This window comes from Flavobacterium sp. KH_035 (assembly GCF_057839565.1).
In genome coordinates this window covers 4205580-4221039 of record NZ_CM174492.1, presented here as the reverse complement: position 1 = coordinate 4221039, position 15460 = coordinate 4205580, and the positions used below count along the sequence as shown (strand labels likewise).

The following is a 15460-nucleotide window of genomic DNA, read 5'->3' as shown; positions in this document are numbered from 1 at the left end:
TCTATATTGAGTGATTAATTCTTAGTAATTAGTCTTTACCTAATCATATAAGAGCCAATTACTAAGAACTAATCACTAAGAACTAAATTAATTAAAATAAGAAAAAGTCTCGTTATTTTCAATCTTGAGTAATGACTCATAAATCAACTGAATCACATTTTCAACGTCTTCTCTCTGTACCATTTCTACAGTAGTATGCATATAACGCAAAGGTAGGGAAATCAGTGCTGAAGCTACGCCGCCATTACTATAAGCAAAAGCATCGGTATCAGTTCCTGTAGCGCGTGAAGTTGCATGACGCTGAAACGGTATTTTCTTTTCTTCTGCGGTATCTACAATAAGATCACGCAGTTTATTTTGCACTGCCGGTGCATAGGCAATAACTGGTCCTTTCCCCATTTTTAGGTCTCCTTCTACTTTTTTATCGATCATCGGAGTAGTAGTATCATGGCAAACATCAGTTACAATAGCAACATTAGGTTTAATCGTTTGAGCGATCATTTCGGCTCCGCGAAGCCCAATTTCTTCCTGAACGGAGTTTACAATATACAAACCAAAAGGAAGTGTTTTTTTATTTTCTTTTAATAAACGGGCTACTTCGGCAATCATAAAACCACCCATTCTGTTATCGATAGCACGACATACAAATTTATTTTCGTTCAAAATCATAAATTCGTCCGGATAAGTAATCACGCAGCCTACATGCACTCCCATTGCTTCGACCTGTTCTTTAGTTTCGCAGCCTAAATCGATAAAAATGTTACTAATTTTTGGTGCTTCTTCCTTATCGCGCAAACGGGTATGAATAGCAGGCCACCCGAAAACACCCTTTACAATTCCTTTTTTAGTATGAATATGTACTCTCTTTGAAGGCGCAATCTGATGATCAGAACCACCATTTCTAATTACGTACAATAAACCATCATCTGTGATATAGTTAACATACCATGAAATTTCATCGGCATGACCTTCAATTACAACTTTAAACGGTGCGTCCGGATTAATAACTCCTACAGCTGTTCCATAAGTATCAGTAATAAAAGTATCTACATAAGGTTTTAAATAATTCATCCAAAGTTTTTGTCCTTCGCTTTCGTAGCCTGTAGGAGAGGCGTTATTGAGGTAGCTTTCCAGGAAAGCAATTGAGGTATCTTTTAAGATCGATTTTGTGCTCATAAAAATATTTTTTTGCTAATTTATAAATTTGGTATCAGAGTTGTATATAAATATATAATTTTACATTTAAATTATGACTCGATGAGATTTACTGCCCCTATTTTATTTTTTATATTGATTTCGTTAACTAGTCAGGCTCAGGTTAAACCTAAAGAGAATGAGCAAATGGGTTACATACTGACTGAACAGGATTCGATTTTGAATGATACGATCGAACTGCCTGAAATTATTATTTCTAAGGAAAAACTGGATCCCGAAATGCAAAAGCAATTCATGATTCTTCAAAACCGTGTTTATAAGGTATATCCCTATGCAAGACTTGCAGCAGACCGGTTGACCGCATTGAATAGCGGAATGGCACGTTTGAAAACCAACCGAGAAAAGAAAAAATATTTTAAGATTGTGGAAGATTATCTTAATAACGAATTTGAAGCAAGACTTAAAAAACTTTCGCGTAAGCAAGGACAGATACTCGTTAAACTCGTTCACAGACAAACCGGAATAACAACTTACGAGTTAATCAGAACTTTAAAAAGTGGTTTCAAAGCCTTTGTGTCAAATACTACGGCCAATTTATTTGACATTAGCTTGAAAACCGAATATAAGCCCTTTGAATCTAATGAGGATTATTTAATTGAAACCATTCTGGTCAGGGCATTTGATTCCGGAAAACTGGTGAATCAAAAAGCTGCTAATCCTGTAAATTATGATGATTTAATGAGTCACTGGGAGACAAAAGTAAAAGAGACAAAAGCAGACAAATAATCAAATTATATTCAAAAATTTTTCAAAAAAGACTTACAAATGATTTTGTAAGTCTTTTTTTATAGATTTTGTTTTTGGATTACAAAGTAAACTATAATCAAAAGAATTTACTTACTTAATTTCTGATTTTTAATTTTTCTCCGAAAGCCTATGAAATAAGAGTTTTTGTTATATAATTTATAGTTAAAAGGTTTTTTACTTTGTTTTTTAACAAATTAATTATGAATATAATTTGTTAATTATAGTTTAATTTGTAGGTTTACTAACTAACAACCACTATGTTAACCAAAACCAATTTAATCTATGAGAATAAAACTACTTACACTATTTGTGTTTTTAGTGACCATTTCCGTATGGTCACAAAAGACATCTGACAGTGATTTTGCAATTTCCATAAACGGAAATAAAATCACAACCACTTCCAATTTTAAACAGCAGTTTAAAGACAAAAAGAGTACAAGTAAACAAAATCTTAAAACAGAGTACACTCTGCTGCAGTTTACGAAAATCCCCTCTTTTGAAGAACAGCAAAAATTAAAAACGCAAGGAATAACTTTATTAAGTTATTTATCGAACAACGCTTATTATGTCGAAATTGCTCCTGAGTTTTATAACAAGAGCAGTGTTTCTGATAATATAAGAGCAGTCGTTGCTGTGGATCCAAAGTATAAACTGGATCAAATGATTGTAGACAATGCTATTCCGGATTATGCTTTAGAAGGTAATAATGGAATTAAAGTTGTTATCAGTTATTTTAAAGGAGTTGATTATAAACGTGTCGAGCAGGATCTGGCAGGTTTGTTTTTGAAAAACAGCAGAAACGACACTACCTTTAATGAAATTTATGTTCAGGCTTCTAAAGAGAAATTAGAAGAAATAGCAAAATTCAATTGGGTACAAAATATCGAATTGGCTGCACCACCGGTTGAAAGTGATAATAAGCCAGGTGTAACTTCACACAAAGCGAATGTTCTGGGGTCTACTATTCCTGGCTTTGGGTACGGGTTAACCGGTAAAGGAGTAAAAGTAGGTGTTTGGGATGGTAATTTGGAACCACATAAAGACCATACCGGAAGAGTGATCAATAGAGAGTATGAATCAAATTCGTCGCATGGAGATCACGTTGCCGGAACTATTGGCGGCGCTGGTTTGCTAGACCCAAAAGCAAGAGGAATGGCTCCGGAAGTACAAATGTACGGATGGAATTTTAATACTCAGTCTAATCTTTTAAGTGTTCAGCAAGAAAGAGTGATAGCGGCGAATCAGGATGGTATTGAGATAACATCAAACTCGTATGGAGTAAATTTAACCTCAGGCTATAACACTCGCAGATACGATAGTGGAGATCGTGGAGATGATAACGTTACAGTAACCTTTCCTTACTTGCTAAACATTTATTCTAACGGAAATGCACAGACAGCTTACCCGGGCGGATTTAATACTTCAACCAAAAATTCAAAAAATGCACTGCATGTGGCAGCTAATAATCCTGATGATTTAATTAGTAGTTATAGTAGTTTTGGGCCAACGATAGACGGTCGTTTGGTGCCTCAGATTGCTGCTGTGGGAACTAATGTGTATTCATTAGATTACAGTAACTCGTATCAAATTATGAGTGGTACTTCTATGGCGACACCTGGAACTACAGGTACAGTTGCTTTGCTTTATGAAAGATACAAGAACATTTACGGTACAAAACCATTAGCTTCTTTAATGAAAGCATTGGTAACAGGTACTTCTAAAGACGCTGGAAATCCTGGACCGGATTATAAATATGGTTTTGGAAATTTAAACGGTCTTAGAGCGATTAGAGCTTTAGACAACAAAATGTTTTATTCTGAGAGCGTATCCAACGGACAGAGCAATGAAAAAGAAATTGTTGTACCAGCTGGATTAGTGACCTTAAAAGTGATGCTTGCCTATACCGATTTGCAGGGAACACCAGGAGCTTCTTCTATTTTGGTAAACGATTTGGATGTTAAAATTATAAAGGACGGTGTAACGACTTTGCCATGGGTTTTAAATCCCACAACGCCAAATGCAAATGCAGTTCGTGGAGTTGATAACTTGAACAATATCGAACAGATAACTTTAGATAATCCTACACCAGGAACTTATAAAATTATAGTTAGTGGTTCAAGAGTGCCTATTGGTACACAGGAATTCTCAGTAGTATACGATTATGTAACTCCGGAGTTAACTTTGACTTATCCGATAGGAGGAGAAAAAATCAATACCGATACTACGGAGTACATTCGTTGGGATTATGAAGGAGAGCCAAAGTCTTTTACACTTGAATATTCTGTTGATGGAGGAATTAACTATCTGTTGATCGCCAAAGACATTCCATCAGCTGCTAGAAATTTTGCGTGGAAAGTTCCTGCCGGAATTGTAGCCAATGCAAAAGTAAGAGTGATTGCAGGTAGTAAAGTAGATACTTCAAGAGAGGTTTTTACTATTATTACCGAGCCTAAAAACCTGGTGATAGCACCTTCAGCATGCGGGATTTCCTCTTATAAAATGGATTGGGATCCTATCGCAGGCGCAAAATATGAAGTTTTAAAAATGAACGGTTATAAGTTTGACGTTGTAGCGACAGTTACTGATCCTACTTATACTTTTGTGGTATCACCTGGAGAAGATAACTGGTTTTCAGTAAGAAGCATAGATATTGCAACAGGACTAGTTTCTGAGAGAGTAAGAGCAGTAAATGTAGAACCTGTTTCTGGTGCTGTTGTTAGCGCGGTAGCACTTCCTTTTAATGAAAATTTTAACTCCAGAAAAGCAACGAATTATGTTTTTTCTAAAGGAACAACTGGTACAGTAAAATACGAATATATTAATGCAAGCTTTGTAGATGGGGCAAAAATGGCCGGATCTGGTGATGTATCTGCTTCTCCGTGGGTAGCAAGTACATCGGTAAATGCTTTCGCTAATAATCCTAACTTTGTAAAGAAAGTGTCTTTCTGTGATATTGATGCCTCAACTTTAGCAGGAAAAGCACTTCGTTTAAAATTTAATTTAATTTGGAATAGTGTTGGACCGCAAGATAAAGTTTTTTTCAGACTGGTTGTAAACGGAACACCTGTTAATAGTTCTGAAAATGCTGGTGTTTATGGAGGAACAAATTTAAACGGAAATACAGAGTTGATATACGACTTATCGGCGTATGCCGGGACTACATTTAGTGTAGCTTTTGAATCCGTTATAGACAATGATGTAATTGTAGTGAGTAATGATAACGTATACAGTTCTGTGTTTATTGATAATGTTTCTATTTTTGAAGCGACAGCAACTGATTTAAAACTGACTTCATTAATTCCTAATTCTGGACTTACGGCTAGTGAAACAGTGAAAATAAAAGTATTCAACAATTCTCCTGTTGCTGTAAGTAATGTTCCGGTATCGTATCAAATTGATGGAGGTGCAGAAGTAGTTGAAACTATTGCAGGACCTATCAATCCTTTAAGTGAGGTATCTTATGATTTTGTGCAAAAAGCAGATTTCTCAGCTGCTAACCTTTATGCTGTAGTTGCAAAAGTAAATTATGCTGGTGATGTTGATGCGGGTAATAATACGATTCAAAAGACTGTGGCTAATATCGGTGCTGATATTTTGATAGGGTCACCGGCTCCTGCACCTACTTGTTCGGCATCATTTACAGATAGCGGTACCCGTTTTGCTAACTATGGAGATAATCTTTCACAAACGATAACTTTCAAACCTGATGTAGTAGGAAATAGTATAAAAGTGACTTTTTCTGCTTTCAATGTAGAGCAGGATTTTGATTATCTGTATGTTTATAACGGGACAAGCGCAACAGCGCCTTTATTAGGTACTTTTACAGGTAATACTTTACCTCCTTCTTTAACATCAACAGCTGCAGGAGGAGAGTTAACTTTTAAATTCACTTCAGATAGTAATACCAATGAATTGGGATGGATTGCTGATATTAGCTGTGTTGTGAAACCAACAGTAACAGACGTATCTGTAGTTTCGATTACAACACCTGAAGTTTTAGGAAAAAAGAGTAGTACGCATAACATAACTATTAGAGTAAGTAATTTAGGAACGACTGCTTTAGTCAATCATCCAGTGTATTATCAGATTAATGGTGCTGCGAAAGTAACAGATGTTGTTCCTGCAATTGCAGCTAATGCAACAGTAAATTTCACTTTTGCCACTAAAGCTGATTTATCAGTTGTGGATGCTACTTATACAATCAAAGCCGGAGCTGATTTGCCAGATGCTAATCCAGCTAATGATGCAGTCGAAAAAGTGGTATACAATAAAAACGAATTACCGGTTCATACCAATACAAATGGGTATGCAATTTCGAAATTAAAATGGAATGATGTGGTAAACAATTCAGGAACTACAGCCTATTCTGATTTTAAAAATATAAAAATTCCGGTTTATGCTGGTTTCACTTATCAACCGGAAGCGACAATAACAAAACCGGAGACACCAATCACCAGAGACCTGTCAGCGAGTGCAACAGGGGTATTTACCATGATTGTTATCGATTTAAATGGGGATGGAAATTTAACAGATGAATTTTATGCAGGAACTTTTTGGGTAAATACTACGCCAACTTCTGCGGCACCTGCTATTCCATCTACAACAAGTACCCATTATTTCAGACATAATTCTACACTCGTAGGAGGTTTAACTATTCCGGCTGGTACAACAGCTGGTGAAAAATTAATGCGTGTCGTTCATATGTTCCGTTCACCGTCAGAATATTTTAATGTTAATCTGGGACCAACTTTTGACGGATTGACAAGTTCAAGAGGTGATTTCGAAGTAGAAGAATATACTATTAATGTATTGCCATTTACAGCTGCTGATGCAAGTATAGATAGAATAACAGCGCCTATTAAACCAGGGAATGCTCCGGTATCGGTTACGGCTGTAATTCGTAACTATTCTACAGTAGCAATTTCAAACTTTCCAGTTGCATATAGAGTTAATGGTATGCCTGAAGTTGTTCAAAATCAGATAACTGCGATCCCGGTAGGAGGAACAGCTACTATTACCTTTACAACAAAAGTCGATTTAGTAGCTCCGGGAGATTATACAATTGAAGTATACACAAAGTTGCCTGGAGATACAGATACAACAAATGATTCTAAATCAGTTGCACTTTCGCATGCTGCAAATTACGCTACGAATGTTACAGGGACTTTTGATGGTGTAAATGATTTTATTAAAACAGATATTACACCAGCGCTCAATCTTACTAGTAATTATACGTATGAGCTTTGGGTCAATCAAAAGCAGCCATCAATTTTTGGTAGACTTTTAGATAAAGGTACGGCATTGGTATTTATATACATAATAACAATAGCTTGTCACTTTATAAAGAGAATAGTTTAGTAATTTCGATTACAACAGCAACAGGTTCGTATGTTATTAATACAGGTGTAAATTCTATTAAACAAAATACCTGGCACCATATTGCTTATTCTGTAAGTTCTGCCTTTGTGTACACGGTTTATATTGACGGAGTTTCAGTTCCTTATACCAGTACAGGTACTGCAGGAGCATCAAGTTCAAATACTAATGTAGCTGCTTATATAGGTAATAATGCAGGATTGGCTCGTGGTTTAAATGGTAATATTGATGAAGTTCGTATTTGGGCAGGAGTTCGCAATCAGGCAACAATTGCAGCAAATTCAACAACTAAATACGTTGGAAACGAGCCTGGATTATTGGCGTATTATAGTTTTTCAGAAGGGGACAAACCGTTTGTATTTGATAGTACAATAAGTGATAATACTGCTGTTGTAACAAATGCCGATACAAATGGTCAGGGTGATGGAAAATTCTGGAATGTACCGGTTCTATTGCAAAAAATAGAGTTTGTAAATCAATTATCAACAAGTTATGATGCGCCTACAAAAACGTTTTCAGTATTACTAAATGACGGAGCGGATATAACCGCTGCGATCGCAAATTATTCCTTAGGAATGAAAAGTATTGCGAAAATAGGTGGTGTTACACAAGTTAATGGAGTAACACCAAATGATTATACCAATCCAATTACTTTAAAAGTTGAAGGAGTTGGCTTTAATACTGGAATAACTGAAACGTATACAGTGAAAGTAGTTACTGGTTTAAGTAATGAAAGTAAATTGCTTTCCTATGACTTTAAAACAGTTTCAAACCCTGGTTTAGTGCAAGAGATCAATACGGATATCTTAGGGAATAACGTAAGCAAAACAGTTCCCTTTGGTTATAATGTATCGAATTTAGTAGCAGATTTCACTGTTTCTCCGGGAGCTGAGCTTTTTGTAGATGGGGTAAAACAACTTAACTCAAAAGTAATTGCTTCAGATTATAGCAATAGCTTCTTAGTAACTGTTGTCTCAGAGAATAAGCTTTCTCAAACAAATTATACGGTAGATATTAATGCGAAAAATTCTCAGGCAAGTATTATTAACTATTCAGTAGCTAATCAGGTTGGACTAACTCATATCGATCCGATTTTGAAAACGCTTAAGGTTGTGGTGAATAATAATGCTAATTTAAGTGCCTTGGTGCCTGTTTTTCAGGTTTCGGATTTTGCAACATTGCGTATTGGAACCTATATTCAAAATAGCGGTGTAACTACTCTAAATTATACCGGACCTGTAGTGTACAATGTGTTAGCGCAAAACAGATCTATTGAAAATTGGACTGTGACAATAGAGATAGCTAAGCCTACAATTACACTTTTAGGCAATGCCGTAGTTTCAATAGATAAAGGATGTGTGTACACAGATGCAGGTTATACTGCTAAAGACAACTTAAATACAGATATAACTGCATCAGTAGTAGTATCAGGTAGTGTCGATGTAAATACTCCGGGGCAATATGTAATTACCTACACTGTTAAAGATGCTTTGCAGAACCAATCTACAGTAACGCGTACAGTAAATGTCTCAAGTACCGCATGTACTTTAGGATTACCGGTTAATGTGATAGAAGGTTTTGTGTTGTATCCTAATCCGGTTACGGAAGGAAAAGTACATATAGAATCTGCTTCTACTAGTGCTAAAAACATTTTGATCTCTGATATGTCCGGAAAAAAAGTACATTCCGTTAAAACAGAGAAAACAGAATTAAACATTTCAGGCTTACCAAGTGGTGTATATATAATAAAAGTAGAGCAGGATGGAAACACTTCTGTGCAAAAGCTGATTATTAAATAAACATTCGTATGTGATAGAAAACGATTAATCGAAAAGATGTAGTCGTTTTTAAAATGGAAGTATTCTTCCATAAATTGTAATCCACAACCCGACAGGTTTTAAAACCTGTCGGGTTTGTCTTTTTTATTCCTACTATATAAGGAGTCATTTTGTCCAGTTGAGTAAAGTCGAAGCTTTCAAGTTTGGTATTTGAGTATTTAGGAGCTTTCTCCCGCTATGCGTTTCAATCTTTTGCTTTTTAAAGGAAAAAGCAAAAGGATTTCCACTTCTATCGGGGCTAGGGTGGAGGTTTTCAAAAGAGAATAAGGTAAAAAAGCAAAACTTGACGTCTTTGTGCCTTTGCGAGACTAGTAAAATCGGGGTGTTTGGTAAGATGGAATTATACTAAATCTAATTCACTAAGGAAAAACCTTTCAAAGCTGAAAATAGTTTAATTTGTAAAAGAGGTGTTATCAGAGTGTTAAGATAAAGTTTAAAAAAAGATCAAAAATAGTTTGGTAAAAAGCTTGTAGAACTCAATAAAGTGTCTACTTTTGCACCCGCAACAGCGATAGACGTTCACTGAAATACTGACAAGCAAAGGAATAAAAGCGAAAAGAGATTTTCAAAAAAAGATTCGAAAAAGCTTGTGAGATTTGAAAATGGATATTACATTTGCACCCCGCAAAACACGGGAAGCTCATTGAGAGATTGGAAGGAGAAAGAAGGAAAAAGGAAATTAAATTTTCTTAAAAAAAACTTCAAAAAACTCTTGCCATTTAGAAATAAGTTTTTTACTTTTGCACCCGCTTTGAGATACAGGCGAGACAATAAAAAGAAATACACGTTCGTAGACATATTGAATTGACAGCCGTTTTAACAGAGATGTTAAAACAAAAGAATAAGAGTAAATGAATCGAGAGATTTGAAAAGAACCGATAGATAAAGCATCGCAATATAATATAAAAAATATACGATGAAGAGTTTGATCCTGGCTCAGGATGAACGCTAGCGGCAGGCTTAACACATGCAAGTCGAGGGGTAGAGTTCTTCGGAACTTGAGACCGGCGCACGGGTGCGTAACGCGTATGCAATCTACCTTTTACAGAGGGATAGCCCAGAGAAATTTGGATTAATACCTCATAGCATAGCAGTCTCGCATGAGATCACTATTAAAGTCACAACGGTAAAAGATGAGCATGCGTCCCATTAGCTAGTTGGTAAGGTAACGGCTTACCAAGGCTACGATGGGTAGGGGTCCTGAGAGGGAGATCCCCCACACTGGTACTGAGACACGGACCAGACTCCTACGGGAGGCAGCAGTGAGGAATATTGGACAATGGGCGCAAGCCTGATCCAGCCATGCCGCGTGCAGGATGACGGTCCTATGGATTGTAAACTGCTTTTATACGAGAAGAAACACTGCTTCGTGAAGCAGCTTGACGGTATCGTAAGAATAAGGATCGGCTAACTCCGTGCCAGCAGCCGCGGTAATACGGAGGATCCAAGCGTTATCCGGAATCATTGGGTTTAAAGGGTCCGTAGGCGGTTTAATAAGTCAGTGGTGAAAGCCCATCGCTCAACGGTGGAACGGCCATTGATACTGTTAAACTTGAATTATTAGGAAGTAACTAGAATATGTAGTGTAGCGGTGAAATGCTTAGAGATTACATGGAATACCAATTGCGAAGGCAGGTTACTACTAATGGATTGACGCTGATGGACGAAAGCGTGGGTAGCGAACAGGATTAGATACCCTGGTAGTCCACGCCGTAAACGATGGATACTAGCTGTTGGAAGCAATTTCAGTGGCTAAGCGAAAGTGATAAGTATCCCACCTGGGGAGTACGTTCGCAAGAATGAAACTCAAAGGAATTGACGGGGGCCCGCACAAGCGGTGGAGCATGTGGTTTAATTCGATGATACGCGAGGAACCTTACCAAGGCTTAAATGTAGATTGACCGGTTTGGAAACAGATCTTTCGCAAGACAATTTACAAGGTGCTGCATGGTTGTCGTCAGCTCGTGCCGTGAGGTGTCAGGTTAAGTCCTATAACGAGCGCAACCCCTGTTGTTAGTTGCCAGCGAGTCATGTCGGGAACTCTAACAAGACTGCCAGTGCAAACTGTGAGGAAGGTGGGGATGACGTCAAATCATCACGGCCCTTACGCCTTGGGCTACACACGTGCTACAATGGCCGGTACAGAGAGCAGCCACTGGGCGACCAGGAGCGAATCTATAAAACCGGTCACAGTTCGGATCGGAGTCTGCAACTCGACTCCGTGAAGCTGGAATCGCTAGTAATCGGATATCAGCCATGATCCGGTGAATACGTTCCCGGGCCTTGTACACACCGCCCGTCAAGCCATGGAAGCTGGGGGTGCCTGAAGTCGGTGACCGCAAGGAGCTGCCTAGGGTAAAACTGGTAACTAGGGCTAAGTCGTAACAAGGTAGCCGTACCGGAAGGTGCGGCTGGAACACCTCCTTTCTAGAGCCTCAAATGTTAGTGGAAACACACGTTGAGGAAAAAAGATGTTAATTTAGAAGGTTCTGAATCACAACATTCACTTACTCTTGCTGTTAATTTAAAAAATAATGAAAATTAAGTAAAACAGAGTCTCGTAGCTCAGCTGGTTAGAGTACTACACTGATAATGTAGGGGTCGGCAGTTCGAGTCTGCCCGGGACTACTTTTTAAAGATTGAAAGCTTTAAGTATTAAACTATTTAAAGATTAAGGAAATAAAAAAGACTGTTAGCTTAAAAAAGGAAATTCTGGAAGTTGGAATTCACCAAAAGAAATTAGAGAAGAAAAAAGAAATCTAAAATCTGAATTCTACAATCTAAGATTTAAGAAATGGGGGATTAGCTCAGCTGGCTAGAGCGCCTGCCTTGCACGCAGGAGGTCAACGGTTCGACTCCGTTATTCTCCACGAAATAATTGACAATTATCAATTGATAATTATTAATTGTTAAAGTTCATTGACATATTGAGATAAGAAAATAATAAAAAGTAGAAAGCGTTTTTTACAATTTATTGTAAAAGACAAAAAAAAACGGTCTTGTTTTAAGTAACAAGATTGGTACAATAAGCAAAATAAGGGCGTATGGGGGATGCCTAGGCTCTCAGAGGCGATGAAAGGCGTGATAAGCTGCGAAAAGCTACGGGGACGGGCACACACCGATTGATCCGTAGATACCTGAATGGGGCAACCCACTATGTTGAAGACATAGTACACCGATAGGTGGGCAAACCCGCTGAACTGAAACATCTAAGTAGGCGGAGGAGAAGAAAACAAAAGTGATTCCGTAAGTAGTGGCGAGCGAACGCGGATTAGCCCAAACCAATGTTGTTACGGCAATGTTGGGGTTGTAGGACCACGATATTTTATGTACAAGGAACCGGAATTGACTGGAAAGTCGAGCCAAAGAGGGTGATAGCCCCGTATGGGTAACGAGTATAATAGATAGTGGTATCCTGAGTAGGGCGGGGCACGTGAAACCCTGTCTGAATTTGGCGGGACCATCCGCTAAGGCTAAATACTCCTGAGAGACCGATAGTGAACCAGTACCGTGAGGGAAAGGTGAAAAGAACCGTGAATAACGGAGTGAAATAGATCCTGAAACCATACGCTTACAAGCGGTCGGAGCCCTTTCGTGGGGTGACGGCGTGCCTTTTGCATAATGAGCCTACGAGTTAACGTTGCTGGCAAGGTTAAGTGGTTAAGCCACGGATCCGTAGCGAAAGCGAGTCTGAATAGGGCGCTTTAGTCAGTAGTGTTAGACGCGAAACCGTGTGATCTACCCATGGGCAGGTTGAAGCTGTGGTAACACACAGTGGAGGACCGAACCGGTTGACGTTGAAAAGTCTTCGGATGACCTGTGGGTAGGGGTGAAAGGCCAATCAAACTCGGAAATAGCTCGTACTCCCCGAAATGCATTTAGGTGCAGCGCTGAGCGTAAAGTTATATAGAGGTAGAGCTACTGATTGGATGCGGGGGCTTCACCGCCTACCAATTCCTGACAAACTCCGAATGCTATATAATGTTTCTCAGCAGTGAGGGCTTGGGTGCTAAGGTCCAAGTCCGAGAGGGAAAGAACCCAGACCATCAGCTAAGGTCCCCAAATATACGCTAAGTTGAAAGAACGAGGTTTGTCTGCCCAGACAGCTAGGATGTTGGCTTGGAAGCAGCCATTCATTTAAAGAGTGCGTAACAGCTCACTAGTCGAGCGGACGAGCATGGATAATAATCGGGCATAAGTGTATTACCGAAGCTATGGATTTAGAGTTTACTCTAAGTGGTAGGGGAGCATTCTAACAGGGTTGAAGGTGTATCGTCAGGTATGCTGGACTGGTTAGAAAAGAAAATGTAGGCATAAGTAACGATAATGCGGGCGAGAAACCCGCACACCGAAAAACTAAGGTTTCCACAGCTATGCTAATCAGCTGTGGGTTAGTCTGGTCCTAAGGCGAACCCGAAAGGGACAGTCGATGGCTAACGGGTTAATATTCCCGTACTACTAATTACTGTGATGGGGTGACGGAGTGATGAAAGCGCCGCGAACTGACGGAATAGTTCGTTGAAGTACCTACCTATAAGCTGTGCAGGCAAATCCACACGGCTTGGGGAAATACGATAGTACTCGGCGTCTTCGGACAAAGAGATAGTGCGCCTAAGGGCTTCCAAGAAAAACCTCTAAACTTCAGGTAATTAGTACCAGTACCGTAAACCGACACAGGTAGTTGAGGAGAGAATCCTAAGGTGCTCGAGAGATTCATGGCTAAGGAATTAGGCAAAATAGACCCGTAACTTCGGGAGAAGGGTCGCCCTGTAGTAATACAGGGCCGCAGTGAAGAGGTCCAGGCGACTGTTTATCAAAAACACAGGGCTCTGCAAAATCGTAAGATGAAGTATAGGGCCTGACACCTGCCCGGTGCTGGAAGGTTAAGAGGAGATGTTATCTTCGGAGAAGCATTGAATTGAAGCCCCAGTAAACGGCGGCCGTAACTATAACGGTCCTAAGGTAGCGAAATTCCTTGTCGGGTAAGTTCCGACCTGCACGAATGGTGTAACGATCTGGACACTGTCTCAGCCATGAGCTCGGTGAAATTGTAGTAACGGTGAAGATGCCGTTTACCCGCAGTGGGACGAAAAGACCCTGTGCACCTTTACTATAGCTTAGTATTGACTTTGGATAAATGATGTGTAGGATAGGTTGGAGACTGTGAAGTGGCGTCGCCAGGCGTTGTGGAGTCATTGTTGAAATACAACCCTTTGTTTATCTGAAGCCTAACCCCGCGTTGTGGGGGACATTGCTTGGTGGGTAGTTTGACTGGGGTGGTCGCCTCCAAAAGAGTAACGGAGGCTTCTAAAGGTTCCCTCAGTACGCTTGGTAACCGTGCGTAGAGTGCAATGGCATAAGGGAGCTTGACTGAGAGACATACAGGTCGATCAGGTACGAAAGTAGAGCATAGTGATCCGGTGGTTCCGCATGGAAGGGCCATCGCTCAAAGGATAAAAGGTACGCCGGGGATAACAGGCTGATCTCCCCCAAGAGCTCATATCGACGGGGGGGTTTGGCACCTCGATGTCGGCTCGTCACATCCTGGGGCTGGAGAAGGTCCCAAGGGTTGGGCTGTTCGCCCATTAAAGTGGCACGCGAGCTGGGTTCAGAACGTCGTGAGACAGTTCGGTCTCTATCTACTGTGGGCGTTAGAAATTTGAGTGGATCTGATTCTAGTACGAGAGGACCGAATTGGACAAACCTCTAGTGTATCTGTTGTCCCGCCAGGGGCACCGCAGAGTAGCTACGTTTGGAAGGGATAAGCGCTGAAAGCATATAAGCGCGAAACCCACCACAAGATGAGATTTCTTTTAAGGATCGTGGAAGATGACCACGTTGATAGGCTATAGATGTAAAGGCAGTAATGTCATAGTCGAGTAGTACTAATAATCCGTAAGCTTATGTACACCCTTTTCTCTCCCGATGCAAATCGGGAGAGAAGAAACTTTCTAAAATAGTAAATAAAAGTACTTTTCTTTATCTCAGTATGTTAAGATATTATTTTAATTATGAATTGTGAATTATCAATTATTAATTAAAAAAAATTGCCCAAAGCAATTATAACTTCTTAAGGTGGTTATTGCGGCGGGGCTCACCTCTTCCCATCCCGAACAGAGTAGTTAAGCCCGCCTGCGCAGATGGTACTGCAGTTATGTGGGAGAGTATGTCGTCGCCTTTCTTTTAAAAACCCTATCCAAATCGGATAGGGTTTTTTGTTTTATGTATTTTGAGAGATTCCTTGAGGTTTTTTTTATGCTACTTGATAGTGTAGTCCCTACGGG

4 protein-coding genes, 2 tRNA genes and 3 rRNA genes are annotated in these 15460 nt (G+C 39.5%); 8 read left to right on the top strand and 1 reads right to left on the bottom strand.

The window, feature by feature from the left end; genetic code table 11:
• Window positions 1-87: 87 nt before the first annotated feature.
• The gene (locus tag AC3IS6_RS17335) at window positions 88-1176 is read right to left on the bottom strand and encodes a M42 family metallopeptidase (protein WP_263360951.1); all 1089 of its coding nucleotides are present in this window, start codon (window positions 1174-1176) and stop codon (window positions 88-90) included.
• An 81-nt stretch (window positions 1177-1257) separates the two neighbouring features.
• Here AC3IS6_RS17335 and AC3IS6_RS17330 point away from each other — a divergent pair, with 81 nt between their 5' ends.
• The 8 genes from AC3IS6_RS17330 (at window position 1258) to rrf (ending at window position 15357) form a co-directional block, all read left to right on the top strand.
• The gene (locus tag AC3IS6_RS17330; protein ID WP_281924724.1) at window positions 1258-1941 is read left to right on the top strand and encodes a DUF4294 domain-containing protein; all 684 of its coding nucleotides are present in this window, start codon (window positions 1258-1260) and stop codon (window positions 1939-1941) included.
• Between the two features lie 303 nt (window positions 1942-2244).
• On the top strand, window positions 2245-7320 hold the full coding sequence (locus AC3IS6_RS17325) for a S8 family serine peptidase (protein ID WP_489161194.1): 5076 nt from the start codon (window positions 2245-2247) through the stop codon (window positions 7318-7320).
• On the top strand, window positions 7293-9137 hold the full coding sequence (locus AC3IS6_RS17320) for an immunoglobulin-like domain-containing protein (RefSeq protein WP_489161193.1): 1845 nt from the start codon (window positions 7293-7295) through the stop codon (window positions 9135-9137). The genes AC3IS6_RS17325 and AC3IS6_RS17320 overlap by 28 nt, the downstream gene beginning before the upstream one ends.
• Window positions 9138-10089: 952 nt before the next feature.
• A 16S ribosomal RNA gene (locus tag AC3IS6_RS17315) occupies window positions 10090-11603 on the top strand.
• Window positions 11604-11730: 127 nt separating this feature from the next.
• Window positions 11731-11804: transfer RNA gene (locus AC3IS6_RS17310), tRNA-Ile, on the top strand.
• Between the two features lie 168 nt (window positions 11805-11972).
• Window positions 11973-12046, top strand: a tRNA-Ala gene (locus AC3IS6_RS17305).
• A 153-nt stretch (window positions 12047-12199) separates the two neighbouring features.
• Window positions 12200-15085: ribosomal RNA gene (locus tag AC3IS6_RS17300) — 23S ribosomal RNA — on the top strand.
• A 162-nt stretch (window positions 15086-15247) separates the two neighbouring features.
• Window positions 15248-15357, top strand: a 5S ribosomal RNA gene (gene rrf / locus AC3IS6_RS17295).
• Together the 16S, 23S and 5S rRNA genes with 2 tRNA genes alongside form the textbook arrangement of a ribosomal RNA operon.
• Window positions 15358-15460 lie beyond the last annotated feature (103 nt).

Coding starts and splice junctions, on each gene's coding strand:
- AC3IS6_RS17335 (WP_263360951.1), bottom strand. CDS start 1,176: ATGAGCACAAAATCGATCTTAAAAGATACCTCAATTGCTTTCCTGGAA.
- AC3IS6_RS17325 (WP_489161194.1), top strand. CDS start 2,245: ATGAGAATAAAACTACTTACACTATTTGTGTTTTTAGTGACCATTTCC.
- AC3IS6_RS17330 (WP_281924724.1), top strand. CDS start 1,258: ATGAGATTTACTGCCCCTATTTTATTTTTTATATTGATTTCGTTAACT.